Genomic DNA, 25,879 nt, shown 5'->3' with positions numbered 1-25,879 from the left:
GCTCTACTCGGCCGCCAGTTTCATCGGCTGCGGGTCATGGGCGATAAAGATACGGGCGGCACTGTCCTCAAGGTCGCGGCGGATGCGGGTGATCACCGCTTCAAACCAGGTCAGCGCGGCAGAGGCGGGGATCGCCACTGCCATACCTGCAGCAGTGGTCAGCAACGCCTCCCAGATGCCGCCCGCCAGCAGCGCAGGGTCAGCCTTGGAGCCGGCCGCTTGCAACGCCTGAAAGGCTGCAATCATACCCAGAACGGTGCCCAGCAGGCCTAGAAGCGGGGCGATGGTGGCAATCAGCTCCAGCGCGCCAAGACCGGTGGCCGCGCTGGCAAGGTGCAGTTTGGCCACCCTGGCGGTTTCCTCGCGGGCGCGGTCCTCGGGCAGGGCAGCGGCGGCGGTCAGCGCGGCGCTGACGACTTTGGACCGCACTCCGCTCCGGTTATTGACGATGGATCGGGCCGCGGTGCGGTCGCCGCGTTCAAAGGCTTGAACGGCCTGTCCTGCCTTGCCGCGCGACCAGGCGCCGATCAGCGCCAGGCGCCAGATCTTCCACAGAATCAGGGCCATTGTGATCACCGACAAGACGGCGATCGCCCAGATTGAAGGGCCGCCATCGCGCAGGAATTTCAAGGCCTTGGATGAAGCGTCACGTGCCGCCTGTGTCAATTCATCCTGACTGGCGGGCGGGACTGATGGGGGCATCGGGCCGGCCTTGTGTGCTGTCACCGGGTTCCCGCTTCCCTCGGGCACTTCAGGCCCCGGCGCGCTGGCTGGAAGTTGAGGCACAGAGGCCACGGGTGCGTCCAATGCAATCTCCGGCACCGGCGCGGCAGGGGTTTCCTGGGCTGCCGCCCAGGCTGCGGTCAGCATCAAAAATGCTGCCAGCGCTGCAGGGATACGAATGGTCATGTCTGGCTCCAATTTGCTGCGGTGTAATTGGTTTTAGGATCTGCCCGTTCTGGCTTGAGCGCTGCGCGCGGGTGCTGGGTTTCGGCCTTGTCACAGGCAAACAAAAAGGGAGTACCCAGAGTATTGCCCCCGCTCCGCCAGCATTCCGCTGACATCCCGGCTGAGCCACGTGAATTTGATGCCGTCATCACACCGGCCTGCATGTTGCCTCGAAACAGCGGCAAGCGGCGCAAGAGATCGGCGGCGGTCAGCAGCTGGGCGCCGATCACGGCAGGCAACAGCATCACCCGGCGCATACCGGCGCCTGCGGCCCAGCGGGCCAAATGCGGCACGATCAGCCCGGCAAAGGCAATTGGACCCGCCACCGCAACACTGGCGCCGCACAGCAGCATAATGGCAATTCCGCCCGCCCAGGCCAGGGGGGCGCTGGCGCCTTCCAATTCGGGGTGCTCCCCGCAGGTGGCGGATACCCGGCTCCCGGTCCGGGTGATGACGGTCTCGGTGCGTCCGGAAGTTCCTGTGGCGGCGCCATGCGTGTGCAGCATCTCCTGCCAGGGCGTGCCATAGGAGCCGAACTCAGCCCGTGGGGCGTCTCGCATTGCATCATGGCCCCAAGGCCACACGGCGGAGCACTCGTTGCCATACCAATTGAGCAAATTGATTGGCGTCTGGCCCGGGGCCAGCAGAAAACTATGCCCGAAAAAGCTGACAGAGACGATGCGCTCGGGTTTGGCAGGCACGGCGGCCAAGCCGGACAGGTGTTGTATTTCTACCGGAAACGTATCCGTTGCGGCGGGCAGAGCGGTGACCAGCAGCATGGCCGCCGCCTGTACCGTCATTCCAGTTGCCCGGCGCAGCAGGCCACAGCAGATCGGCTGCGCGGGATTGGCACCCGGAGGTTTCAGCCACAGCCTCAGCGTCACAACATCTCTCCAGCCGGCTGCCTCAGGAGGTTCCGAAGGCCATGTTCTTTGGGGGTGGCTGGACTGACGGCGGAAAAAAATCCGCCCACGTCTTGCTGAATTCGCGCCCGTTTGGCGCGCGGGAATCCGTAAGAAATCCTAGTGGTTTTGTCAAGAATGTTTCGCATGCCAGCAGGCAGGGCACGGTTTCAAGCTGGTGTTCGAGGAATGCCAACACCATTTTGCCATCGGCTTTATCCACCGGCTGTGCCGTCGCGACCTTGCTGGTACGGTCAAGGGCTGCAAAGAGATGGAGCTTTCAGCCACTTCGCAACCGTCTTCGGGGTAATGCCAAGCTCCCGGCTCAGCTCTGCGATCGAAGCCTGCGTATCCCGGGACATTGCTGTGCAACACCCCGCCGGGTGACAGGGTGCGGCGCTGCCATCACGACGTCTGTCCCATAGTGTTTCCGTCCACTCCTACGCAAGGATCACACCATCAAACTGCGGGATCATATAGCCGGGGCGCAATGGGCGCCTCGGCTGCGGATTTATTCGCCGGGAACGGCCTGAAGCTCCGGCTCATCATGGTGGTGATGCTCTTTGACCGGGCGCATCAGCAGGTTGGCAAAGAAGGCCACCGCCAGCAGCGCCGCCATGCAATACATGGTGGTATTGTAGAGGCCGGGGGTCGGATCCAGAGTGCCGGCCGGGGCGATCTCCATCAGTTTGGCGATGGTCACGGTTTTGGCCGCAACCAGCTGATCCAGCTGCGCCACGGGGGCGCCGAACTTGGCCGCAAAGGCAGCCGGGTCGACTTTGGCTGCCAGATCCTGAACCGCGCTGGTCACCGACATCTGCCGCAGCGAGGTGATGGCCAGCGGTCCAAGAACCCCTGCGGTCGACCAGGCTGTCAGCAGCCGGCCGTGGATGCCGCCCACATGCATGGTGCCGAACATGTCGGCCAGATAGGCCGGGATGGTGGCAAAACCGCCGCCATACATCGAGAAGATCAGCATTGTCGCCAGGTAGAATCCCGCCAGATAGATCAGCGACGGATTGGCTGCAGCGGCAGAGGCGAAATAAGGGATCGACAGATACAGCGCGGTGCCCAGAATGAAAAAGCACATGTAGGTGGCTTTGCGTCCGATATAGTCTGACGCAGAGGCCCAGAAGAACCGCCCGACCATGTTGAACACGGAAATCATCAGCACGTAGGTTGATGCAAAGGCGGCAGTCGCCACCAGCGGCATCACCGAGCCGAAGATCTCAGACATCATGGTCTTGGCGACGCCGATCACGCCGATGCCGGCGGTCACGTTGAAGCACAGCATTACCCACAGCTGCCAGAATTGCGGTGTCTTCAGCGCCTGGTCGATATGCACGTCGTTCTGTGTCACCAGCCCCGAGGCGGCGGGTTTCGGTGTCCAGCCTTCCGGCGTCCAATCCTTGGCTGGCACCCGGTACTGGAAGGCGGCCAGGATCATCACCACGAAATAGACGATGCCAAGCGTCATGAAGGTCTGCGCAGCGCCGGTGCTGCCGGTGCCTACCGCATAGGCGCCGGCTTCGCCGCCAAAGGCAGCTGCCTGGGTGGCGCTGGCAAGCACCACTTCGACCTGTCCCTGGGCTGTCTGGGCAAACACCCGGCCGTTCTCGACCACCGTCTGCAGTGTGTCCTGGGTGCCAAGGTAGGTGGGCGCGGTCTGGTACAGGCTCAGTAGCCAGCCTTTAACCGGTGCGGCGATCATCGCGCCGCCGCCAAAGCCCATGATGGCCATGCCGGTGGCCATGCCGCGGCGGTCAGGGAACCAGCGGATCAGCGTCGAGACCGGCGAGACATAGCCCAGACCAAGCCCGCAGCCGCCGAGCACGCCGTAGCCGAGATAGACCAGCCACAGCTGGTGGCTGGATATGCCGAAAGAGCCGACAATGAAGCCGCCGCCCCAGAGCAGCGCGGCCACCACGCCGACCATGCGGGGGCCGACCTCTTCCAGCCATTTGCCGGCAAAAGCTGCGGCCAGGCCAAGGCAGACGATGGCCACCGAGAAGATCCAGACCACCGAAGCCAGGCTCCAGTCGTCGGCGCTGGAGGCGATCACCCCCAGTTCGCGGGTCAGCGGCGGATTGAAGACCGACCAGGCATAGACCGAGCCGATGCAGAGGTGGATGGCGATGGATGCCGGCGGCACGCGCCAGCGGTTAAAGCCGGGTCCGGCAGTGATATGGGCCTTGTGCAGGATCCCCAGCCCGCCGGGTGATCGGTTGCTCATGTGTTGTCCTCCCTTGTGCTGTTCCGGCTGCTGCAACCTCCTATTGCGGCGGTCCGGAATGGCGTTCGGCAATGTGCCGTGGCTTGACAAAGGCGGAGGATTGCCACAGCTGTCAATTAAATAATTTAGCAATAACAACGGCTTATCGTGACACTTTGTCTGCCGGGGTCAGGGCCGCGGGGCGGTGCCGGGACATTTTGTCCGCACCTGTACAGCGGCTGCGCCGAAATTTGCGCCAAATTGTCCGGATCAGGCAACAGCCGGGCAGGGCAGAAAAATCTCGAAGCGGCTGCCTTGTCCGGGCTCCGACTGGACAGTGATCCGCCCGCCTGCGCGACTCACCAGCTGGTGGCTGATCGACAGGCCCAGCCCGGTGCCCTGCGCCTGTTTGGTGGTAAAGAACGGATCAAAGATGCGGTTCTGCAGCTCGGGCGGAATGCCGGTGCCGGTGTCTGTGGCGGTCAGCAGCACGCCCTCCGGGGCATCTTCAGCGGTCAGAGTCAGGCGGCCGCCGGCGGGCATGGCTTGCACTGCGTTGAGGATCAGATTGACCAGCACCTGCTGCAGTTCTGTGCGCGACATCCGCACCTCGCGGGTGCTGGTCAGACGGGTCTCTGCCTCGACCGAACAGGCGTCGAGCTGATGGCGGGTCAGCACCAGGCAGTCCGACAGCACCTCGGCCGGAGAGATCAGCCCGGAGGCGCCGGAGTATTCTTCCGGGCGGGCGAATTGCAGCAATTTCGAGACGATCACGCCGATCCGGTAGACCTGATCGTCGATGAGGCGGAATTCCTCCTCGACCGGGGCGGCGTGGCCGCCCAGCACCGAGCGGGCGAGGTCGAGATTGCCCTGGATCACCGCCACCGGGTTGTTGATCTCATGCGCGACGGAGGCAGTGATTTCACCAACCGCGGCAAGCTTTTCAGAGACAATCAAACGTTCGGTGGTCTGTTCCAGCCGCCGGTTTGCCTCGCGCAGGTCGGCCGTGCGTTCTCCGACCTTGGCTTCAAGGCTTTCGCCCCAGTGCCGCAATTGGCGGTCGCGCTCCTGAACCTGGTCCAGCAGGCTGTCGAAATGGGCGGCCACGCGGGCAATCTCACCGCTGGCAGCCTGCGGGCGGTTGCGCGCGGTGAAGTCGCCCTGTTCGACACGGGCGATGGTCTGGTTCATGCCCTCAAGGGGGCGGAAGATGCGCCCGGCCCATCGCAGGAAGATCGGCACCGACAAGGCAGCGATCAGCAGGAAAGCGCCCCCCAGCGCCAGCACCGAGCTGCGCTTGGCCTGGCGGAACGGGGTTTCCAGAAAGCCGACATAAAGCATCCCGGCCCGCCTGCCGCGGCTGTCGAGGATCGGTTCATAGGCGGAGATGTACCAGTCATTCACCACAAAGGCGCGGTCGAGCCAGATTTCACCACGCCCCAGCACCTGACCACGCACCTCGGCCGAGACCCGGGTGCCGAGGGCGCGCACGTTTTCGAACAGCCGCACATTGGTGGAGATCCGCACGTCCTCGAGAAACAGCGTGGCGGTGCCCTGGCTGCCCTCCGGCAGGCTTTGCTCGCGGTAGACCAGCGCGTTGATGGTGTCGATGAAACCGAGATTGCGGTTCAGCAGCCGCCCTCCGGCCAAAAGCGCAGGACGGCCATCCGGCAGGGTGACCGGAGCGGCCGAGTGAATGATCATGCCGCGGGTTTCGGCGCTGCGGCTGGTGGGCACCGCAGCTTCGGTTGCGACCAGCGGGATGGCGGCGCGGGCGGCAAGGCCGGGGACCAGCGTATCAAGCTGGGCGGCGTTCAGAATGTCGACGGCGCTTTGCCATCGCCCGGCCAAGGCACCGCTCAGAACCGGCCAGTCGGTGGGGGTAAACCCGGGCTGGCCGCCGGGGCCTGTAAGATACAGGAAATCAAGGCCGAGCCGGGCCTTTTCCTGCGCCAGGAAATCCGCCGTGCTGCCCGCCGTCAGCGCGCTGCGGAGGCGGACCGATTGCGCCACTGCGTCCAGCTGTTCGCCCGAGGTGGCGGTCAGCCGCGCCAGATACTGGTCGGCAATGGTGAGATCGCCGGTCACCTTGCTGATCAGCAACCCGTCGATTTTGTCCGACCAGCGCCAGGTGGTGAAACCCAGCAGCAGCGGCATCAGCACCAGCATCGGCATCAGGGCAATCACCAGCAGCCGGACCCGGACCGATTGCAGCAGCGGGCGCAGGCGGTTCATGGGCTTACAGTCCCCAGGCCGCGCATTTGCGGTCGATTGTCTTGCGCGAGACACCCAGCTGCCGCGCCGCTTCGCTGCGGTTGCCGCCAACGGCCTCCAGCGCTTGCAGGATCTCGCGGCGTTCGACCTCCTCCAGCGGCAGGATACTGGCCGCAGGCCGGGCGGGCGCCAGCGTGTCCAGAGAGAAGCCGCCGAAGATCAGGGAGCGTTCAATGAAATTCCTGAGCTCGCGGATATTGCCGGGCCAGTCATGCCGCAGCAAAGCCGACTTGACGCCGGCGGGCAGCACCAGCGGCGGCAGCTGCAGCTGGGCGGCGATTTCAGTCAGGAACAGTTCGGCAAGGTCAATTATGTCGGAGCCGCGTTCGCGCAAGGGCGGCATCGCAATGTCGATCACATTGATGCGGAACAGCAGATCGGCGCGGAAACTTCCGGCGTTCACGGCTTCGGCCAGCGCGCGGCTGGAGCTCATCACAAAGCGCAGATCAAGCTGCACCGTGCGTTCGGTGCCGATCGGGCGGATGCGCCCGTCTTCCAGCACCCGCAGCAGCGTGCTTTGCGCCGAAGGGCTAAGCTCGCCGATTTCGTCAAAGAACACAGTGCCGCCCTGCGCCGAGGCCAGCAGCCCTTCGCGGCCTGCCGGGGCACCGGGAAAGGCGCCGGGGGCATGGCCGAACAGTTCGTACTCGATCACATCAGCCGGGATGGCGCCGCATTGCACTGGCACAAAGGGCGCCCCGGCGCGATTTGAGCGCATATGCAGGTGGCGGGCGGCGACCTCCTTGCCGGTGCCGGAGGCGCCGGTGATCAGCACCGGCGTTGAAACCTGTGCGACCCGGTCCAGGGTGCCGCAGACCCGGGCAATTGCGGGGGAGGTTCCGACCAGTTCGCGGCGGCGGCGGCGGCCGGCGCCGGTAGTTTCCAGCTCGCGGCGCAGCAGCATGTTTTCCCGCTTAAGGCGGGCGGTTTCCAGACAGCGGCGCAGGGCATTGAGGATCTGGTTCGAGCGGAACGGCTTAAGGATAAAGTCCGACGCACCGGCGCGCAGGGCGTCGATCGCGGTTTGCAGATCGGCATAGGCAGTGATCAGTATGGTGTCGGTAAAGCCGCCGTCACGGCGTTGCTCCGCCAGCCATTCGAGGCCTTTCTGGCCAGGCATGATGTTGTCGAGAATCATCACGTCATATTGCCCGGTGTTGAGCAGGGCGGCGGCAGCTTCGGTGTTTTCGGCTTCGTCCACCAGCCGGCACAATGGACGCAGGGTTTTCACCAGGAAATTACGCATGCCCGGCTCATCGTCCACAATGAGTATGCTTGCCAGTTCAAGCGGGTCGGTCAGCGCTGCCAAATCTTTAACTGTCATACCTGCCGCTTTTCGGTGGGGGCGGGAACGGACTATTGTCGCTTTCCAAGGGTTTGTCGAGAGAACAGATCCATCAGCCGGGGCTGACCGGGTTAAAGCAACCTATTATCTCTCCTTTTTTTAAAAGGGTCGGGTCAAACAGGGCCGGCTTCGATCGCGCAAAATCCAGATGCCGTTTGCCTTTGGAACGAATGCGAGACTCTCTTCGGTTCGGATTAACCGCTTCCGCTTGGCTGCCGCGGGGGACAGGTCAGCCACTCGCCGCACCCCGCCGTTCCGACAGACGCTTGTCTGGATTTGTGTCCGCTCAACCCCAGAATTGCGCTGTCCGGTTGAGCGTCCAGTAGACCGCAAGCACACCGATCGGATAGCTCGCAGGCCGTTGAACCTTCTGGAGCAGTGCAGCAAGGTCCTCACCCCGGCAAAAAACCACCCGCACCATCTGGCAAGCGGCCAAGGTCACAGTGAGGAAGAGGATCTGGCCGATCTCGACGCCCAGGTTGAAAAACAGCAGCGCCGTCAACGCCTCGGTTTGCGGCAGACCGGTTTCACGCAGCACCGTAGCGAAGCCGAAACCATGCAACAGACCGAAGAGTGCAGCGATGAAGATCGGATAGCGCCAGCTTAGTGTGCCACGCTTGTTCCGAGCCAATTCGCTTGCCAAAAAGGCAACGGAAAGCGCGATCACCGCCTCGACCGGGGCCACACTGGCCCTTAGGATACCAAAGGCGGCAAACGCCAGCGTCAGCGAATGCGCCGCAGTGAATCCGGTCACCGCAAGGGCCATGCGCCGGGGAGTTCCGGTAAGGAAAATCAGGCAGGCGACGAAAAGAAGATGATCCCAGCCTTGCAGGATATGGTCGACCCCGAGCCCGGCATATTGACCGGCAACCTGCCACGGACGTTCGCGTGCGGGGATTGTCCAGCCGGTCTTGCCCGGGTCCAGCACCCCGAGGTATGTCTCGCCGGACAGCCGTGTGAAGCGGATCAGGCTTGCGATCGCCGGATTGTGCCGCGGATAGTCGACCCGGACGGTCAGGCCGGACAGGTCCGGCGCGCAGGCATACATGCGATGTCGCTGTGCGCCCGGACCCGACGTGGGTTCCAGAAGCCGGCAAGGCGCTGGCAAGACGACCTGCGGGATGTTGTCAAGATCCACGGTGACGGGCGCCTTCCAGGACGCCGAGAAATGACCAGGCGATATTTCGGCGATCTCGACATAGACCGGCCGCGCCTCATGCGCCGCGGCCGGCGGGGTCCGCACCAGCGTCAGGACAAGCGCCGCCAGAACGCAGACGGCAACGCGTGCAAACGCCGCGCTCATTTGGTTTCCGTTTCGTGTGCATGACGTAGATCGATCCTGTAAGTGTCTACGATCCGCTGCGTCGCCTGGCGGGCGCGCTCGGCGTTGACACTACGCTGTGCCTCGCGCGTGACGCGCTCGGCCACCTCTTGGAACGTGGGCTGCCGTCCCGGCCGCCGGTCGGTCACCAGGACCAGATGCGCCCCGTGTTCGGATCGGAGCGGACCGGACCAGACACCGCTGGCCAGCATGTCTTCGAAGAGCGCAGCTGTCATCTCATCACCGAAACGGCTCCGGACGTCCTCCAAAGTCCTGTCGATATGATTGGTGCCGAACATGAACCGCTCACCGAAGCCCGGCGCATCCTCGAAGCGGGTATCACTGTTCCTGAGTTCAGCCAGCGTCTCTTCGGCCTGGCGAAGCGCGCCGGTCATGCCCCGGCCATTTGCGGCGAAGAAGACATGGGTGAAGGTGATCCGCGGATAAACGTAGAAATCTGCCGCATTTTCCCTGAAATAGGCCCGTGCCTCCGCTTCGGTGACGTCCGCCCCCGCGTCAGTGAAACCTTGCGCCATATAGTCGAGCTTTTGAACCAGCCGGCGCTTGATCACATAGTCGGTGCGGTCAAGTTCCAGTGCCCTCGCCTCGCGTGCCAATGCCTCCTCTCGGACAAAGCTCTGCACAATCCGGTCGAGCGCGTCGGAGGACAGGCTATCCAGTTTCGTGGCCGCGGTTTCGGAGTCGAACTGCTTGGTACGATACTGGATGAATTCCAGTAGTGCCACGCGATCCACGACGATGGTCCTTGCGTCCCGCTCCTCGTCCTTGGAGACGGCTGCATGGAGCGCAAACAGTCCGATGGCGAGCACGAGGAAGTGCAGCAACGGTTCTTTCAGCATGGCCCTCACCATCTCCAGCTCCCCTTCTGGTCTCAATCGGATCCTGCGGGCACCAGCACCGGTACCTCGGTGCGAAGATCATCGCCCGGGCTGTACCAGATCGGCGAAGAGTAGGCGCGTTCGCGGATCACTGGCGGCCGTCCGGTCTCGGCGGGGTCAATCTGAAGTGCAATCGCGTTGTAGAGTGAGTGGCGCGGCGTTGGTATCTGCAGGACACGAACATAGTAGAAGGCACGCAGGCCGGGAGCGAAATCAGGATCGGTCCAGAGTGTGACAAACTCGGGGGCGCCGATGTCGTTGGTATAGCTGCCGGTCTCGGGATCGATCGTGTCACCGACATCGACGGATCCGTCTGTCCGTCCATCCGACAGCACGACATCATAGATCGTCTCATGGGTTTTCCCATCCGTTCCCAGCCAACCCTTGACAACCTGCACCCTGTCGAGATTGGCGCCCAGCGGGTCTTTTACCGCGTGGATCAGAAGGCTTGGCGCGCTGTCTCCTTCAGGCCGGGCCAGATCGCCTCCCATCGGAATGCCGTGGGCGTAGCCGACCGCGGCCAGATCGACCGCTTCGGTAGCATCGGCGGGGAACTTGTAACCGCCGAATACGCGCAACGCGATGCGTGGGCCGGTCGTCGCGTAGACCTCCTTGCGCCGGAAGGCTGCGGCGATCGCTGCCCGGGTGTTCTCGGTTGCCCAGACACCCGCCAGTCCCTGCGCGGCCATCTCCCAACCAACCGTATTGGGCAGTGTTTCCTTCATTTTGGTGCCGGGAATGCTGTCGGCCGTGAACTTTCCGAGGAAATTGCCCTCGTCCGGTGTGGACAGACCTGTGTGCGCGTCGGTGGAACCGATCATGCCGAACTTGTAGGGGTTCTTGCCGATAGCATTCTCAAGCGTCAGGCCGCGCATCAGCGCGGAACGGGCGTAGCTTCCGGCTTCGATCTTGGCCGAACCGCCTTCGACGGTGATTGATCGGTCGTAGATCTCGAAATATGCAAACGGGTCGTCCGGCGACAGATCAGGGTGTGTTTCTGAATCGCCTTTCACCTGGGTGACCTCGGCAACCGTCTCCCATCGTTCTCGTTGTTCTGCATAGTCCTCGTCAATCGGGTTGCCGCTTTCATCAGTGAGCGGAAACATCGTCCCCTGTGACAGGTTCATGTTATGGGGGATAGAAATGAAATCGGTGTCTTCGCGTTCGGCGGTTTCTGCCAGCCAGTTCCACAGATCACGTGGCTTGGCTGAGTCGATCATGCCATAGGGCAAATATCCCATGGCCTTGTCCTTGCCGTCCGGCGTGAATACCACACGGTGAAGATTGCGCCCGCCGGGTTGCGAGCTCCATTCCCATCCGATGAAGGTGGTAAAGCGCCCCGGGTCGTTGTGCCGTTCCGCGGCGTTCACGATCGCTTCCCAGGCCGTGGCGCGGACTTCCTTTGAATTCAGAGCGATTAATGCGTTCACGTCTTTATTGGCTGTCTGGATGATCTCGAAGAACACCTGCTTGCCCTTGCCTTCATTCAGCATTTTGTTCCACCGCCGCCCGCCCTCGATCGCCATCATTTTGGGATCGCCAAGCCCGATCGCGCGGATCACGCCCAGAAATTCCGCATGATCGCTGACCACGAGGAAATCGAGCGGTGTTTCTAGCTGCGCGCGCTGGCCTGTCAGACCCGCGATCACCGGCAAGCCCTTCGCGAAGCGGTAGGCGGTCTCCGGGTCCACCGTCTCGTTTTGCAGGGCATAGGCGTCGAGCGAGTAGTTGGTGTGGAGATGCGTGTCTCCCCAATAGAGATGTGTGTCTTGACCGAAGACAGGCGTTGACAGCGCCAGGACGCAGGTGCCGACCGTAAGAATGGTTCGCATGGTTTCCTCCTTCCCGGTCCACCGGGTCGTTTTATCAATTGGTTACTGCTGGCGCTAGCAGCCATTGTTTACGAAGCCGCCCGTACACTTTGCTGCGCATACCGTTCGACGATCCGTGTGATCCTTTCAGGGCCGAGCGGCCTGCACACCCCCCGTAAGGGTGGCATCCGCAACAGCAGTGATTGCTTGCTCGTTTCCAGACGCGCCGCCGCAGCTGGCCGGCTACCCCCCCATATGTGGGGTGCCTGCTCTACTGATCCGTCGCATAGCTTGGCCTTGTAGAAAAACCGTAGCCTCTAAAGTCGCTTGGGCATCCGCCCGATGCACAGGAGACCAAAATAGGGAGATCGCTATGCCTCGTTTCTGGGAGCAATTCTATCCAGAGAATGTGCCGACTAAAATCAATACCGAAGCCTACGAAACGGTCGTTGATATGATCGAGACGGCGATGGAGCGCTACAAGGACAAAACCGCGTTCCACAGCCTGTCAAGTTCGCTCACTTTTGGTGAGGTCGACAAACTTTCCAGGGACTTCGCTGCCTTCCTGCAGACAAAGCTGAACCTGAAGAAGGGTGACCGGGTGGCTATGATGACGCCAAACCTGCTTGCCTTCCCGGTTGCGATGATGGGGGTAATGCGAGCCGGTGGTGTACAGGTGAACATCAACCCGCTCTACACAGCGACGGAATTGACGCATCAACTGAACGATGCGGGTGTGGAGGCCATTGTTATTTACGGTGGCTCGACCGCCACGCTGGTAAAGGCTCTAGGCGACACGTCTGTCAAATCTGTGATTACCGTCGACATGGGCGATTGCACCGGCGAGGATATCAAGAGCCCGGAGGTTGATCCCGGCATTCCGAACCCCATCCGTTTCATGGATGCGCTGGCCGAAGGCGCACAAAGCACCTTCACACATGTCGAATTGAGCCGCGACGACATGATCTATCTGCAATACACTGCCGGCACCACCGGGTTCGCCAAGGGTGCTGTACTGCGCCATAGGAACCTCATCGCCAATTCCGAACAATTCAAGGCGTTCGCGGCGGACGCGCTGCGCCCGGGCAAGGAAACCGTCATTACGGCTCTGCCGCTTTATCACATCTTTGCCCTGACCTTGAATCTGCTCAGCTACTTCTCGGTCGGCGCCAAGAACGTGCTTATCGCCAATCCGCGTGACATGGGCGAGTTCATGGAAACCATGAAGAAGCATCCCTTCAGCGTCATCACCGGTGTGAACACGCTGTTCGGCGGCATGTTGCAGCATCCCGAATTCGGCAAGCTGGATTTCTCGAACTACCGGGTTGCGATCGGCGGCGGTGCGCCGGTGTTGTCCTCGACATCGGAGAAATGGCGCAAAATCACCGGTGCCGATATCCTCGAGGGCTATGGCCTGTCCGAGACTTCGCCGATCCTGACGTTGAACCCGATGGGCAAGCAGGGATTTTCGGGCAAGGTGGGCATGCCGCTGCCAGAGACCGAAATCAAGCTCTTGCGCGATGACGGAACCGAAGCGCCGCGCGGCGAGCCGGGTGAGGTCTGCGCCCGCGGGCCACAGGTGATGAGCGGCTACTGGAACCGTGACGATGCCAACGCCGAGTCGTTCACGGCTGACGGCTTCTTCCGCACCGGTGACATCGGCGTGTTCGACGACGAGGGGTATCTTTCGATTGTCGATCGCAAGAAGGACATGATCCTCGTCTCGGGCTTCAACGTTTACCCCAACGAGATCGAGGCGGCCGTTGCAGGCTTTCCGGGTGTTTTCGAATGTGCCGCTGTCGGCGTGCCGGACGAGAAGACCGGCGAATTGGTCCGGCTCTACATCGTCAAGGAAGACGGCGCCGATCTCACCGAAGACAGCGTGATCGAACAATGCCGCGATGCGTTGGCGGGCTACAAAGTTCCGCGTCAGGTGCGCTTTGTTGACGAATTGCCGAAATCCACGGTTGGCAAGATTCTGCGGCGCGAACTGCAGAAGCTCGATTGAGGAGCGGCATCATGGCGATTCCAGAAGGATATTCACTTGCTACGATGGCCGGACACGTCGGACACGAGTTTGGCGCGAGCGCGCCGATCGTGATCGACCAGGCCCGTATCAATGCTTTTGCAAATTGTACTGAAGACCAGCAGTGGATCCACGTCGACGTCGAGCGGGCAGAGCGTGAAAGCCCGTTCGGTGGCCCGATTGCTCACGGGTTTCTCTGCCTGTCGCTGATCGCGTCAGCTTTGCAGGAGATCGGTGTTTTTCCCGGCGACGCCTCGGGGGTGATGAATTACGGGCTGGACAAGGTTCGTTTTACCGGCGCCGTCCCGGCCGGTGCCACAGTCCGGGTCAGCGTCACGCTGACCGGCGTTGAACCGAAAGGCGACGACCGTTTGCTGGTCCGCACCTCATGTACCGTCGCCGCGGAAGGCGCCGAGGCGCCTGCTGTCTTCGCCGAAGCGCTCGCTCTTGTCTTCGTATAAACGATCCTGCCTTACCGGCAGCTAGGAGGTCTCATGAAAATCCGGAACAAAGACGATGACGGTGCGCCGCACGGCGAACTGACCCGTTCGCTTTTCAGGTTCTACGGCGCGGCATTGAGCAATCCGGGGGCCGCGACCGACGCGATCAGCCAGATCGCCCGCGAAATCGGCAAGAGTCTTTCCGGCAAGTCCGGCGTCCAGCCGGAGAAGGGCGACCGCCGCTTTCAGGATTCGGCGTGGGAGAGCAATCCGTTCTACCGCACGGCGATGCAGGGGCACCTGGCCATGCGTGCCGGCATCGAAGGTTGGATAAATGCGCTTGACCTTTCACCGAAGGACGAGGGGCGCGCCAGCACTGCAACCTCTTCGATCCTTGACGCGGTCGCGCCGACCAACACACTGCTCGGCAACCCGGCGGCGCTGAAGCGCACCATCGAGACCGGAGGCGAGAATCTGGTGACGGGCGCCCGCCAAATGCTTGAGGATTTGCAGGAAAACGGCGGCATGCCGTCAATGGTTGATAAGTCCAAGTTCACCGTCGGCAAGAATCTCGCGCTGACCCCGGGCAATGTCGTACGGCGCGATCCCGAGTACGAACTGATCCAGTACGCCGCGCAGACCGAGAAAGTTCACGGCACGCCGATACTGGTCGTTCCGCCGCAGATCAACAAATATTATGTCTGGGATCTCGCTCCCAAGCGCAGCATTATCGAGTTCCTTGTCAGCAGCGGCTTCCAGGTGTTCATCGTCAGCTGGTTCAACCCGGACGCCAAACAGGCTGAGTGGGGCCTGGACGGTTACGTGGCGGCACTTGAACGGGCGGTTGATACTGTCAGCGCGATCAGCGGGTCTGAGCAGGTTCATCTTGCGGCGGCCTGTTCGGGCGGTATCACCACGGCGGCGCTGCTCGGCGCCTACGCGGCCGACAGTGTCGATCGTGTGCGCAGTTTGACCTTGATGGTTACGATCCTCGATACAGACGAGATCGCCGACACGTCGATGGGTCTTTTCGCCAATCTCGACACGCTGGAGCTCGCCAAAGCCGCCTCGGGATCCCAGGGGGTTCTGGAAGGGCGCGATCTTGCCAAGGTTTTTGCGTGGCTCAGGCCAAACGAACTGATCTGGAGCTACTGGGTCAACAACTATCTGATGGGCGAGTCACCGCCCGCCTTCGACCTGCTCTACTGGAACACTGACGTCACGCGGATGACCTCAGGCCTGCATGGCGATTTCGTCGGAATTCTCGAATCGAACGGGCTGGCGCGGCCGGGCACGGTCGAGATCGGCGGCCGCTCGATTGACCTGTCGCGGGTCACCTGCGATGCCTTTGTACTCGGCGGCGAGACCGACCACATCACGCCTTGGGAAGGGTGCTATCGCACCACTGGATTGCTTGGCGGAAAAACCGATTTTGTGCTCACCAACAGCGGGCATGTCCAGTCGATCGTGAGCCCGCCCGGCAATAAGAAGACGGCCTTCTACACCGGTGCGACGGGCGACTCCCCGGAGACGTTCAAGGAAAGTGCCAAACAAAATGAAGGGAGCTGGTGGCCATACTGGGTTAAGTGGCTTGAAAAGCGTTCCGGCAAGAAGACAGAGGCGCCAAAACAACCCGGCTCAAAGGAATATCCGCCGTTGGATGAGGCGCCCGGAACCTATGTGCGGATCGAAGCGTGAATAACTCCGGCATAAAAGCGCTCCGTTTGCGCACGCTCCGCCTTGGCAGTCAGGTTCTTCGCGTCGCCGAAGCCGGGCCGGTTGATGCCGACGAGACACTGCTCTTGTTCAACGGCATCGGCGCTCCGATCGAGGCCGCTGCCAGCTTCATGCAGGCCTTCCCGTCAATCAGGACGATCACTTTTGATGCGCCGGGCGTCGGCAGTTCGCCAGCCCCTTTGCTGCCTTACCGGTTTTCGACTCTGGCCGATTTGAGCGCACATCTTCTTAACGAGTTGGACATCAAGCGCGCCCATGTTTTCGGCGTCTCTTGGGGAGGCGGTCTGGCGCAGACCTTTGCCTACCGCCACAAGGCGCGCACCCGGTCGCTGGTTCTGGCCGCAACCTCAACCGGTATCGTTGCCGTTCCTGGCGATCCGCGCGTCTTGCTCGAACTGGCCCGCCCGCGGCGCTATTCGGACCCTGAACACATGATGAAGGTCGGTCCGAAACTTTATGGTGGCCTGGTGCAAGAGAGCACGCCCTTTTTACGGCAGCATGTCGATTCGCTCTCGGGTGCAAATGCACGGGGCTATCTGTATCAGCTCATGGCAGCCAGTGGCTGGACAAGTTGGCACTGGCTGCCGCGGATCGAGGCGCCGGCTCTGGTGATGATGGGGGCTGACGATCCCATCCTGCCCCCGGTCAACGGCAGGATCCTGACCAGCCGGCTACGCGACGCCAGGCTTGAAATCATCGGTTGCGGACACCTCTTCATGATGACACTGCGGGAAGACGTGGCCGCCCTGATGATGAGCTTCTTCAACGATATCCGGCAGAAACCAGCCGAGAATTCCTCATGCGACCCAAACCCGACGAAGCCCTCCGCCGAGCCGGGTTAACCCGCCTGCGCCGGTTCGCCACCGGTACGCTCGCCGTTCTTGCCTTGACCTACTCGGCTACCTTTTTCGGCGGCACACCGGCGGGATGGGTCATGACCGTCCGGGCGATGTCCGAGGCAGGCATAATAGGCGGGCTCGCTGATTGGTTCGCTGTCGAGGCGCTGTTCCGACGGCCGCTCGGGCTGCCAATCCCCCATACGGCGCTCTTGCCGCGGAACCAAGCGCGGGTCGCCACTTCGGTTGGCCGTTTTATCGAAGAGCATTTCCTGGAACCGCGGCGATTGGTCGAAAAGATGACGGCAGCCGATCTGGTCAAACGGGGACTCGTGTGGATCGAGAATGAAGGCGGTGCCCGCATGATTGCGCGCCGGGTCGCGCGGCTGCTCGGCTCGGACGCGCCGAAGCCGTTGCTGCGCCCGTTCGAGAATGCCGTGATTGATCTGGTCCGGAACACCGTGTCGGATCCCGCATCAGCACGGGCGCTGGCCGACGTCGCAAGCACCCTGATCAAGGCAGGCGCCAAAGGCGGGATCCTCGATGCCACGCTGGCCCTGGTGCGCGAGTCGATCGACGAGAATCGCGAGGTTGCTCTCCAGATCGTTCAGGATAGAAGCCGCTGGTGGATTTCGTCGCAGGTCGACCGGATAGCGGCTAACACCGTTGTCGACGGGGTGTTGTCGGTGATAGACGAGATGTCCGAGCCGAATTCGCAGCTTCGTCTTGGCTTTGAGGACGCGGTAAACGATGTCGTCGCCCGTCTTTCGGAGTCGGGCAGGTTGGAAAACGCGCTGCACGACGCCCTTGCCGAATTGTCCGGGACGAACAGCTTTGGCGAACGGATCCGGGGGCTGCTGCGGCAGATCGAACGAAAGACGGTTTTGGCCGCGCATGATGGCACGCTGGAGAAGCGGCTTGAGCGGGCCTTTCTGCGAACCGCAGGCGAGATGCGCAGCGATCCTGAAGCGATAGAACGCCTTGAGGCGTCCGCCATAGGCGCGGCAGAAAGCATCGTCCTGGAGTTGCGCCCTGTGATCGGCCGTTATGTCGAGCAGACCATCGCGGAATGGGATAGCGAACTGCTGATCTCGCGCTTCGAGGCCGAGGTCGGACGCGATCTGCAATTCATCCGGCTCAACGGTGCCGCGCTCGGTGCCTGCCTCGGCGGCCTTCTTCACGGTGTCGAGGGATTACTTGCAGGAGCCGCTGGCTGAACAGAAAAGGGAGCGATGCGCCGCTCCCTTTCTTCAGTTCCTGTGCGACCGGCCGGTTCAGGCCGGCTTGTTTTTGGTCCCGCCGATATCACGAAGCTGTTCCCATGCAGTCGCAAGCTGCGTCCGGGTCAGTTCGGAAAGTTCCGTGGCCTGGAGGTTCACCGTCTCGTAGCGATGTTTGACGAATTGCGCCTGAAGCTCAAGCAGGCAGTGAACATTCTTGGCGCGCAGCGACTCGCGACCGTGGTTCATCGTGTCGGTAAAGGCAACCTTGGTGGAACCGAGCAGCGCCCGGTCGAACGCAATCACGCCGTCAAACAGAGCGCGACCAGTGGCGGTCACTGCGCCGAGGGTCCGGCTCACGGAATCCTGCGCGGCATCACGTCCTACGGACTCTTCCAGTGTGGTAAGGCTGGTCGAACATGTCTTGCTAGTATGTTTTGTCATATCAGGTTCCTTTTCGACGGGTTTTCCACTTGCTAATAGCACTATAGCAAAAGCTATGCTGCAATGCAGCAGTAAATTGCTGCAGTGCAGCATAGCCTTTTCGATCAAATGATCCGGCGCAGCAAACGCCCTAACTTCTCGGTCCGGTGCCCGAAAGGGCGGATATAGCAACGACGTTGCGCTGAGGCGCGACTGGTACATCACGGGTTTGAGCTTGGACATTGCATCGAATCCGGCGCGGCCGTGATAGGCCCCCATACCGCTGGCGCCCACACCGCCGAAGGGCAAACTGTCGTTTGGAACGTGCCAGAGGCAATCATTGATGACGACACCGCCCGAGACCGTTTCTGCCAATACACGATCGCGGTCCGACGAGGACTCTGAGAATACATAAAGCGCCAGTGGCCGATCACGTCCATTGATCCTGGCAATGGCATCGTCGAGACCGTCATAGCCGATGACCGGCAGGACCGGGCCAAAAATTTCTTCCTGCATTACCCTGCAATTCTCGGGAAGATCGGTGAGGATGGTGGGCGGAAACTTCCGCGTCGTAGCCGGCCCATCGTGATGCGGCCTGATGACATTGGCGCCACCCGCGACCGCATCATCGACCAGCTGCCCAAGGCGCTCGAAATGGGTATCGCTGACGATCGCCGTATAATCCGGATTGTCCGAATAGGTCGGGTAAAGCTTGGTCATGCAGGCGCCTAACTCATGCACGAAATCCTTGCGCATCGCCTCGGGGACCAGCACGTAATCCGCCGCAATGCAGATCTGCCCAGCATTGGCCAGTTTTGCATGGGCGATCGAGCGGGCTGCCTTGCCGAGCCTTGCCGAGGGCGTGACAAGGGCAGGCGACTTGCCGCCAAGCTCCAGCGTGACCGGAGTCAGGTTCCGTCCCGCGGCCTCGGCCACTTTGCGGCCCACAGCCGTAGATCCGGTGAAAAGGATGTGATCGAAAGGCAGATCGCTGAACGCCTGGGCGACTTCGACACCGCCTATCGCAACATTGAACTCGTCGGGAGCGAAGAACTCGGCGATGGCTTCCGCCTGCACCTCGCTCGTGGCCGGTGTCAGCTCACTCGGCTTAAGCAGCACGCGATTACCCGCAGCAATGGCATCTGCGACGCCACCGATGCCAAGATAGACCGGGAAGTTCCACGGTGTCATGACGCCGACCACACCAAGCGGTTGGGGGATGATCCGGCTTTTTGCCGGGCGCAGGTGAAACCGGGTGGGGACCCGCCGCGGACGCATCCACTTTCGCACATGGCGCCGGCAGTCCCCGATCTCGCTGAGCGAGAGTACGATGTCGAACATCGCAGACTCGTGATGCGAGCGGTGTCCGAAGTCATCTGACATCGCCTCGATCAGCCGGGTCTCGTATTTGTTGAGCATCGCCGCCAGTCGATACAGCCGATCTCGGCGGACAGTCACGGTCGGGCAACGCTCTACCTCGTAGCCGCGCTGCAAGGTCGCGAATGCTTCTTTCAACCGCCTGATTTTGTCATCTTCATCATTCATTGCACGCGCCTCGCGGGGTTTGTTCCCCCCTAGAGGTAAAGGTCTGCTGGACAACAGGACCCCCACGAACGGGGGGGCAGTCAGCCAGTCTTGCTGACACCTACGTCAATACGGTGAAGCTTGGCGATGGCTTCGACGCGGTTGTTAACGTGAAGCTTGCTGTAAATGTTCTTCAGATGCCATTTGACCGTCTCGGGACTGACGTCAAGTCCGCGTGCGATCTCTTTGTTCGTCCGGCCTGTCGCAGCCAGCTTGATCACGTCGTGCTCGCGTGGATTTAGCTGGTCATGCGGCTCATTCCTGCCGCTGTCTGCGGACGGCGCGTGCTTGTGAAAATGGCTTGCCGAGAAGGGCGGTTCAAGCGTTAGAACAGCCTCCGCCTGCTCGTCATTGGCCCAGCTGCGCAGCGAACCAAGCACCTGTGTCGCGCGAATCCTTTCATCTGCAGCCAGAAGGGCGACGCCAAGCAGGTGCCGCATACGCGTGGCGCGGAAGATAAAGCCGGTGGCCATGAAATCGTCGAGCATCTTCTCGGCGGCAATCGCGGCCTGCCCGGCTTGGCCGGACAGGATATCGAGCCTGATCCGGGTCGTATCGATAGATACGCGAATTTCTTTCATCGCCGAGGCGTCGATCCGGTCCCGATCGGCTATGAGCTCTAGCCGCTTTAAAAGCCGTTGCGCGGCGGCAAGATCGCCCTGCTGCATCCAGAGCCGCGCCCGCTCGGCGCAGCAGGCGGCATCAAGCCGGTGCCAGCTGCGTTCTCGCGCCAAGGCAACAACAGTTTCCAGCCGATCCTGCGCAATATCGAAGAAGCCGGCTGCGGCATCGACCCGCGCCCGTGCAATGGTCGACAATCGCAGGGCATCAAGCGGACAGGCTTCGCGGATTATGGCCTCATAGCGGAAATGGCGCTCGACGATCGCCTCGTGGTCGCCCCGGGCAAACAGGATGGCGGAATGGAACGCGTAGATCACCGCGCCAATTGCCGAATCGTCGGGGAAGGAAATTCGAGCCTGCTTGAACTCTCTCTCAAACTGGCGATGCGCCGCGCTCAAACGGCCCTGCTCGGCCCAGGACATGGCAGAGAACACAAGCTGGTAAGTCCGCTTAATCGGCAGCGTGCAATCGGGTACGGTGCGCGCCTGGGCGAAAGCTCCAGATCTAAAGTTCAGATAGCTTTCAATGTTGCGCAGGACCTCACGAACCCAACGTTCGGTGCAGACCGCATCGTCCGTGATCTGGCGGACCGTCTCTCTCGCGGCGTCGATTTTCTCGACCACGATCAGCGCTACAGCGCGCACCACCTGCAACTCAGTCGCGAAAACCGGATCGACCGCCTCAGGGTCTTTGATCTGGTCCAGAATACGCAGTGCTTTCGGTGCTTTGTGGGTCATCGAGTATACCCATGCCTCAAGCAGCTGCATGCGGGGATCGTCCACGCGGTATCCTTCGGGGATGCGCTCCAGGAATTGCAGCAGTAGCGGCAGACTGCCGTCACTCAGCAATTCCCGGGCATGATCGAGAATGATCGCACCGGCTCGCTCGGGACGGCCCGCACAAAACGCATGGTGCACTGCTTCGTGCCACTTACCCATCTGCAACAGCCCCGCGGAGGCTTTCGCATGGAGCCCGGTCAGCGCGTGCTCGCCCTTTTGTGCAAGGAGTGTCGCAAAATGCTCCTGCAGCATCGGGTGAAACCGCATGACACTGGCGTCGCCCCAGCGCTCAACCAGCGGACAGCGTAAGACGACTTCCTCGAAGAAAGGATCAATCGGTGTATCGGTTATCACCAAAGCCGCTATGTCCGGTGTAAAGCTCGAGAAGATCGACAGCCGCGACAGGCGGTCCAGTTCATCCGGTGAAAAGCTGTCACACAGGCTGCTGAGATAGCCGGACTCAGGATCTTGGCCGGCCGATGCGGCCACGGTCGAACACTTTACACCGAGTGCGATTAACGCGACGCCGGCAGGCCAGCCCTCGGTCATGCTGTATATCGCGTGGTCGTGCGGAACCTGGCCGCCGGTCAAGCGTTCAAACAGGGTCTGGGTTTCCTCAAGATCAAGGCGCAGATCCTCGGCGCTCATCAACGCGGCGCCCGCCCACGGAATTTCAAGCGCCTCAGGAAGCATTCGGCCAGCCAGCGCCAGGCTGATCGCCCCACGACGGGCAATATGTGTAATTGCATCCAGCGATTCCGGGTCTTGTAGCAGATGGATGTCATCGATGATCAAACGCACGTCCCGATCGGCCCGGATGGCCTCGGCAGTAAGTGCGTCAGCAAGGTTTCGCGCGTTGCTCCAGCCTCGGGCGAGCCTGCCAGGACCGGGCCGCCCTGCGACCGTGAGTGCCATCATGACAGCATTTTCAAGCGATGGCAGGAACATCCCCTGGGCTTCGTCTGTCTTATTGACGGTGAGCCACGCGACAGTTGCACCATCGCGCCCGCGCTCATTTCGCCATAGGTGTGAAAGCAGGCTCGTCTTGCCGTAGCCAGGCGGTGCGACCAGCAACGACAGGTCGGAGTCGAGCAGCCTGGAGTATGCCGCCTCACGTAGGATGAATTCCGATCGCCCCCGCGGCGGAGAAAACTTCTGCGTATTTCGCACTAGAGAACTCCCTCGGTATCAAGATGGTTGGATACTTGCCTTGTGTCAAACTCCGGGCGGGCGTGCAGGCGTCCGGAAAATCTCAGGCATGTTTGCCGGCCCTAGCCACCGCTAACCCCCCATCCGTAAAATCGCGACCCCCCCTTTGTGGGGGGCATCATACCGGCGGATCATCAGAATGCACCATAATACCGATCAGCCGGTTGGACGTTACAAGGGGGATTCACATGACCAACGCAGACGCCTGGCCAGGAGACTTCTACGCGCTTCGTTACACGCTGCCGACAGAGGATCAGGCGCTGCTTGCAGATTTGCGCACCCTGATGATCGACCAGGTCGCCCCGGTCATCAACGACCATTGGACCCGCGCGAGCTTCCCGCACGAGCTGGTTCCAGAGATTGCCAAGCTCGGTATCGTGGGTGTTTCCTACAAGGGATACGGGTTTCGTGGCCGATCCGCCCTGCTCGAGGGCTTTATCGCGCTTGAGGTCGGCCGAACCGATCCATCGATGGCGACTTTCCTGGGGGTCCATGGCGGGCTTTGTGCGGCATCGATCTATCTTTGTGGCTCGGAGGAACAACGCCAGCGCTGGCTTCCGGCCATGGCCAGGCTCGAGAAGATCGGATCGTTCGGCCTGACCGAGCCCGAGGTCGGCTCGGCGGCGGCCGGGGGCTTGCAGACGACAGCGCGGCGTGACGGCGGCAATTGGGTGCTGAACGGCCGGAAGCGATGGATCGGAAACGCAAGTTTCGCCGACGTCAACGTTATCTGGGCGCGCGACGTCACGGACAATCAGGTCAAGGGCTTCGTCGTCGAGAAGAGAACCCCCGGCTATTCCACCGAAGTGATGCAAGACAAGATCGCGCTGCGTGTGGTGCAGAACGCGATGATCACGCTCGACGACTGCCGCATACCCGATGAGAACAAGCTGACGAACGCCAACAGTTTCGCCGACACCGCCAAGGTGCTGCGCCTGACCCGCGCCTATGTCGCCTGGCAGGCGACAGGATGCGCGCTCGGTGCCTTCGAACACGCCCTCGCCTACGCCAAGCGCCGGGAGCAATTCGGACGGCCGATCGGTGGCTTTCAGCTGGTCCAGGATCTGCTGGTGCGGATGCTGAGCGGGATCACCACGTCGATGACCCTCTGCCATCGCCTGTCGGCGTTGATTGACGAGGGCGGCTGCTCGGAGGAACAGGCATCGCTTGCCAAAGCTTATTGTACAAGTTCGGCGCGCGAGACGGTTGGTCTGGCGCGAGAGCTTCTTGGCGGCAACGGCATTCTGCTGGAAGAGCAGGTCGGCCGCTTCGTCGCCGACGCCGAGGCGATCTATTCCTACGAAGGCACGCGTGAGATCAACACCTTGATCGTCGGCCGCGCCCTGACCGGGACCAGCGCTTTCGTCTAAACAAAATTGACTGGCAGCGGGCCGCGATGCACCCGGACGCCTGTACTGGAATATGGCATCGCAGGAGTTGGAAAATGCTCGAAAACCGGATACTTAGCCTGCCCGCTATCGTTCTGGCGGGGGCACTGTCTGCCACCCAAGCATGGGCCGCAGGCTTCGAGCGCACGTCGCCGTCGGTTGACCGTCTGTTCACACCGGGAAACTCGGCGGGATTCTCGACAACATTCGTCGTGCCCACACGCAAGTTCACCGTGCAAAGCGCTGTCGATCGCACCGGCGCACCGGTGACCACTGGCGCACGGACAAGCGACCCCGCTGAAAACCTGATTATCTTCGAGGGCTCCGTGAAGATGGACCTTACCGACCGGATCGGTTGCCTGTTCGGCTACAACGAGCCGCTGAATGTCAACGCCCATTTCTCACCGGGCTGGCAGGGCCGCTTCAAGGTCATCGACTTCGAAATCAACATGCGGCAGATACGCACCGCCTGCTCCTACCGCCATCCTCTAGCAAAGGGGGCGCTTCGCTTTATCGCCGGTGTCGGCGCGGTGAAGGGCGATGCGATCAGGACCCAGAACCTGGCCGCCGGCGTTGTACCGGGCACCACGGCCGAAACCTTCTCGGCGCTAGATTTTGGCGGTTCGAATACCGCGCTGAGCTGGCAGGCCGGGCTGGCTTACGAGTTGCCCGAAAAAGCCTTTCGCGTGCTGCTCCTGTATACCAGCGAGTCTGATGTTCGGCTTCGCGGAGATTTCGTCATCGGGTCGAGCGGGGCCGAACTGAGCCGGCGGGCGATCCATGTCAATCTCCCGGTCCCGCAGAGCCTTGAGCTGAAGCTGCAATCCGGGGTTGCCCCTGGCTGGCTGGTGCAGGCTGATTTGAAATGGCAGGAATGGAGTGCCTGGGGTGATTTTCCGATCTTTCTGAGCGGTGCAGGCACCCAGATCGCCGAATACAGCCCCCGCCTTAAGGATGGCTGGAGCGCGAGAGTAGGTGTCGCTCGCCGGGTCAACGACAAGTTAGGCCTCAGCGCCTTCGTCAAGTGGGATTCGTCCACCTCCACTGGTTGGACCCCGACCAAGGAGAGCTGGACGGTCGGCGGAGGCGCGCGGTACCAGATCGCGGAGAATGCTGCTGTGACATTTGGCGGTGCGGTAAACTTCCAAAGCTCCGGAACGGCCCGGTCTACTCCACCCGAGATCCGCTATTCCATTGGTAATGACGCCATCTTCGTCGCCAAACTGGGGCTGGATATCAAATTCTGACTACTCTTTTTAATGCCATAAACAAGGTATCTTCGATTCTCAGAAATAGAGGGAAAATAATGCCACCTGAGAAAGCGCTACTCGTCGTTGCAGTTGACCTAACACCGATCGCACGGTCCTACGGTGCGGATCCACCGAGGTTTGTTTGGCTATCGGGAAGCAAACGGCAATTGCCGTAAATTGCCACCGATCCCGCACCGTCTTATGATGGGTAATGTAATCTGACGGGTACCGGGGTCAGAATTCCGGACAACCAACTGTCCTGAATCTAACTTAAACAGAGGAGCGTTAAGAAAGACTATGAAACTATCTGTCGAAGCCGATTGCTCGCCAGCTGAATTGCGGGAATTTCTCGGGATGCCGGAAATCAAACCAATGCAGGATGCTTGGCTTGAGGACATGAACAAGAAGATGGAAGTCGAAATTAAGAAAATGTCGCCAGCAGCGCTTATGGAAAAGTGGATGAATTCAGCAAGTGTAAACCCCGAATGGCTTAGGTCCATGTTCGGTGGCGTGATCGACGTAACGGAACCCACCAAGAAGTGACGCCATACCCTGTCTGGCGGTGAATTGATCACGTTGATTTTTCCGAAAATATCTATCGAGGTATTTTCGGAAAGTTGCTTTGGCGATCTCACGCTTTGCTCGGCGTCAAAC

Annotated in this window: 18 protein-coding genes; 8 read left to right on the top strand and 10 right to left on the bottom strand. The window is 61.3% G+C overall.

All coding sequences use genetic code 11. From position 1 onward, the window contains the following. Positions 1–3: 3 nt before the first annotated feature. The 8 genes from ETW24_RS16115 to ETW24_RS16080 all read right to left on the bottom strand — a co-directional run bounded on the left by ETW24_RS16115 (position 4) and on the right by ETW24_RS16080 (position 11,733). Entirely contained in the window at positions 4–909 is a 906-nt protein-coding gene (locus tag ETW24_RS16115) for a MotA/TolQ/ExbB proton channel family protein (protein WP_129371991.1), read from the bottom strand. After that, the gene (locus ETW24_RS16110) at positions 906–1,832 is read right to left on the bottom strand and encodes an iron chelate uptake ABC transporter family permease subunit (protein WP_254695638.1); all 927 of its coding nucleotides are present in this window, start codon (positions 1,830–1,832) and stop codon (positions 906–908) included. Before ETW24_RS16110 ends, ETW24_RS16115 begins: the two co-directional genes overlap by 4 nt. A gap of 529 nt (positions 1,833–2,361) precedes the next feature. Further along, positions 2,362–4,083, bottom strand: a complete 1,722-nt coding sequence (locus tag ETW24_RS16105; protein WP_129371990.1) for an OFA family MFS transporter — start codon at positions 4,081–4,083, stop codon at positions 2,362–2,364. Positions 4,084–4,332: 249 nt separating this feature from the next. Further along, complete coding sequence (locus ETW24_RS16100) at positions 4,333–6,297, bottom strand: sensor histidine kinase (protein ID WP_129371989.1); 1,965 nt, start codon at positions 6,295–6,297, stop codon at positions 4,333–4,335. Positions 6,298–6,301: 4 nt separating this feature from the next. Further along, positions 6,302–7,660, bottom strand: a complete 1,359-nt coding sequence (locus tag ETW24_RS16095; protein ID WP_129371988.1) for a sigma-54-dependent transcriptional regulator — start codon at positions 7,658–7,660, stop codon at positions 6,302–6,304. A gap of 307 nt (positions 7,661–7,967) precedes the next feature. Then, positions 7,968–8,984, bottom strand: a complete 1,017-nt coding sequence (locus ETW24_RS16090; RefSeq protein WP_129371987.1) for a HupE/UreJ family protein — start codon at positions 8,982–8,984, stop codon at positions 7,968–7,970. Continuing rightward, complete coding sequence (locus tag ETW24_RS16085; protein ID WP_164982759.1) at positions 8,981–9,862, bottom strand: peptidyl-prolyl cis-trans isomerase; 882 nt, start codon at positions 9,860–9,862, stop codon at positions 8,981–8,983. Before ETW24_RS16085 ends, ETW24_RS16090 begins: the two co-directional genes overlap by 4 nt. 32 nt (positions 9,863–9,894) lie before the next feature. Continuing rightward, on the bottom strand, positions 9,895–11,733 hold the full coding sequence (locus ETW24_RS16080) for a DUF3604 domain-containing protein (protein WP_129371985.1): 1,839 nt from the start codon (positions 11,731–11,733) through the stop codon (positions 9,895–9,897). A gap of 352 nt (positions 11,734–12,085) precedes the next feature. Between ETW24_RS16080 and ETW24_RS16075 the strand changes: the two genes are divergently transcribed. The 5 genes from ETW24_RS16075 to ETW24_RS16055 are packed head-to-tail and all read left to right on the top strand — an operon-like array spanning position 12,086 to position 17,968. After that, on the top strand, positions 12,086–13,720 hold the full coding sequence (locus tag ETW24_RS16075) for an AMP-binding protein (RefSeq protein WP_129371984.1): 1,635 nt from the start codon (positions 12,086–12,088) through the stop codon (positions 13,718–13,720). A gap of 11 nt (positions 13,721–13,731) precedes the next feature. Then, complete coding sequence (locus tag ETW24_RS16070; protein ID WP_129371983.1) at positions 13,732–14,199, top strand: MaoC family dehydratase; 468 nt, start codon at positions 13,732–13,734, stop codon at positions 14,197–14,199. 33 nt (positions 14,200–14,232) lie between these two features. Then, entirely contained in the window at positions 14,233–15,876 is a 1,644-nt protein-coding gene (locus tag ETW24_RS16065) for an alpha/beta fold hydrolase (protein WP_129371982.1), read from the top strand. Further along, positions 15,873–16,757: an alpha/beta fold hydrolase gene (locus tag ETW24_RS16060; protein WP_129371981.1), complete on the top strand. Its 885-nt coding sequence runs from the start codon at positions 15,873–15,875 to the stop codon at positions 16,755–16,757. The genes ETW24_RS16065 and ETW24_RS16060 overlap by 4 nt, the downstream gene beginning before the upstream one ends. Next, a complete protein-coding gene (locus ETW24_RS16055; RefSeq protein WP_129371980.1) occupies positions 16,715–17,968 on the top strand; it encodes a DUF445 domain-containing protein in 1,254 nt (417 codons plus the stop codon). Before ETW24_RS16060 ends, ETW24_RS16055 begins: the two co-directional genes overlap by 43 nt. A 57-nt stretch (positions 17,969–18,025) precedes the next feature. Here the strand turns inward: ETW24_RS16055 and ETW24_RS16050 are convergent, their stop codons facing one another. After that, on the bottom strand, positions 18,026–19,939 hold the full coding sequence (locus ETW24_RS16050) for an aldehyde dehydrogenase family protein (protein ID WP_129371979.1): 1,914 nt from the start codon (positions 19,937–19,939) through the stop codon (positions 18,026–18,028). An 80-nt stretch (positions 19,940–20,019) separates the two neighbouring features. Beyond that, positions 20,020–22,548 (bottom strand): LuxR C-terminal-related transcriptional regulator, encoded by a 2,529-nt coding sequence (locus ETW24_RS16045; RefSeq protein ID WP_129371978.1) that lies wholly within the window; start codon positions 22,546–22,548, stop codon positions 20,020–20,022. Positions 22,549–22,775: 227 nt separating this feature from the next. Here ETW24_RS16045 and ETW24_RS16040 point away from each other — a divergent pair, with 227 nt between their 5' ends. The 3 genes from ETW24_RS16040 (at position 22,776) to ETW24_RS16030 (ending at position 25,768) form a co-directional block, all read left to right on the top strand. Further along, on the top strand, positions 22,776–23,957 hold the full coding sequence (locus tag ETW24_RS16040; protein ID WP_129371977.1) for an acyl-CoA dehydrogenase family protein: 1,182 nt from the start codon (positions 22,776–22,778) through the stop codon (positions 23,955–23,957). A 74-nt stretch (positions 23,958–24,031) separates the two neighbouring features. Next, positions 24,032–25,222: an OmpP1/FadL family transporter gene (locus ETW24_RS16035; RefSeq protein ID WP_164982758.1), complete on the top strand. Its 1,191-nt coding sequence runs from the start codon at positions 24,032–24,034 to the stop codon at positions 25,220–25,222. Positions 25,223–25,522: 300 nt separating this feature from the next. Then, positions 25,523–25,768, top strand: a complete 246-nt coding sequence (locus ETW24_RS16030) for a DUF6489 family protein (protein WP_129371975.1) — start codon at positions 25,523–25,525, stop codon at positions 25,766–25,768. Positions 25,769–25,879 lie beyond the last annotated feature (111 nt).

It is taken from the genome of Leisingera sp. NJS204 (assembly GCF_004123675.1).
In the GTDB taxonomy this organism is placed as follows: domain Bacteria; phylum Pseudomonadota; class Alphaproteobacteria; order Rhodobacterales; family Rhodobacteraceae; genus Leisingera.
This window is presented reverse-complemented; position numbering and strand designations above follow the sequence as displayed.

What these genes read in the sequence shown, in the direction of transcription:
- ETW24_RS16115 (WP_129371991.1), bottom strand. Translation starts at nt 909, where the DNA reads ATGACCATTCGTATCCCTGCAGCGCTGGCAGCATTTTTGATGCTGACC.
- ETW24_RS16105 (WP_129371990.1), bottom strand. Translation starts at nt 4,083, where the DNA reads ATGAGCAACCGATCACCCGGCGGGCTGGGGATCCTGCACAAGGCCCAT.
- ETW24_RS16100 (WP_129371989.1), bottom strand. Translation starts at nt 6,297, where the DNA reads ATGAACCGCCTGCGCCCGCTGCTGCAATCGGTCCGGGTCCGGCTGCTG.
- ETW24_RS16095 (WP_129371988.1), bottom strand. Translation starts at nt 7,660, where the DNA reads ATGACAGTTAAAGATTTGGCAGCGCTGACCGACCCGCTTGAACTGGCA.
- ETW24_RS16090 (WP_129371987.1), bottom strand. Translation starts at nt 8,984, where the DNA reads ATGAGCGCGGCGTTTGCACGCGTTGCCGTCTGCGTTCTGGCGGCGCTT.
- ETW24_RS16085 (WP_164982759.1), bottom strand. Translation starts at nt 9,862, where the DNA reads ATGCTGAAAGAACCGTTGCTGCACTTCCTCGTGCTCGCCATCGGACTG.
- ETW24_RS16080 (WP_129371985.1), bottom strand. Translation starts at nt 11,733, where the DNA reads ATGCGAACCATTCTTACGGTCGGCACCTGCGTCCTGGCGCTGTCAACG.
- ETW24_RS16075 (WP_129371984.1), top strand. Translation starts at nt 12,086, where the DNA reads ATGCCTCGTTTCTGGGAGCAATTCTATCCAGAGAATGTGCCGACTAAA.
- ETW24_RS16070 (WP_129371983.1), top strand. Translation starts at nt 13,732, where the DNA reads ATGGCGATTCCAGAAGGATATTCACTTGCTACGATGGCCGGACACGTC.
- ETW24_RS16065 (WP_129371982.1), top strand. Translation starts at nt 14,233, where the DNA reads ATGAAAATCCGGAACAAAGACGATGACGGTGCGCCGCACGGCGAACTG.
- ETW24_RS16055 (WP_129371980.1), top strand. Translation starts at nt 16,715, where the DNA reads ATGCGACCCAAACCCGACGAAGCCCTCCGCCGAGCCGGGTTAACCCGC.
- ETW24_RS16050 (WP_129371979.1), bottom strand. Translation starts at nt 19,939, where the DNA reads ATGAATGATGAAGATGACAAAATCAGGCGGTTGAAAGAAGCATTCGCG.
- ETW24_RS16040 (WP_129371977.1), top strand. Translation starts at nt 22,776, where the DNA reads ATGACCAACGCAGACGCCTGGCCAGGAGACTTCTACGCGCTTCGTTAC.
- ETW24_RS16035 (WP_164982758.1), top strand. Translation starts at nt 24,032, where the DNA reads ATGCTCGAAAACCGGATACTTAGCCTGCCCGCTATCGTTCTGGCGGGG.
- ETW24_RS16030 (WP_129371975.1), top strand. Translation starts at nt 25,523, where the DNA reads ATGAAACTATCTGTCGAAGCCGATTGCTCGCCAGCTGAATTGCGGGAA.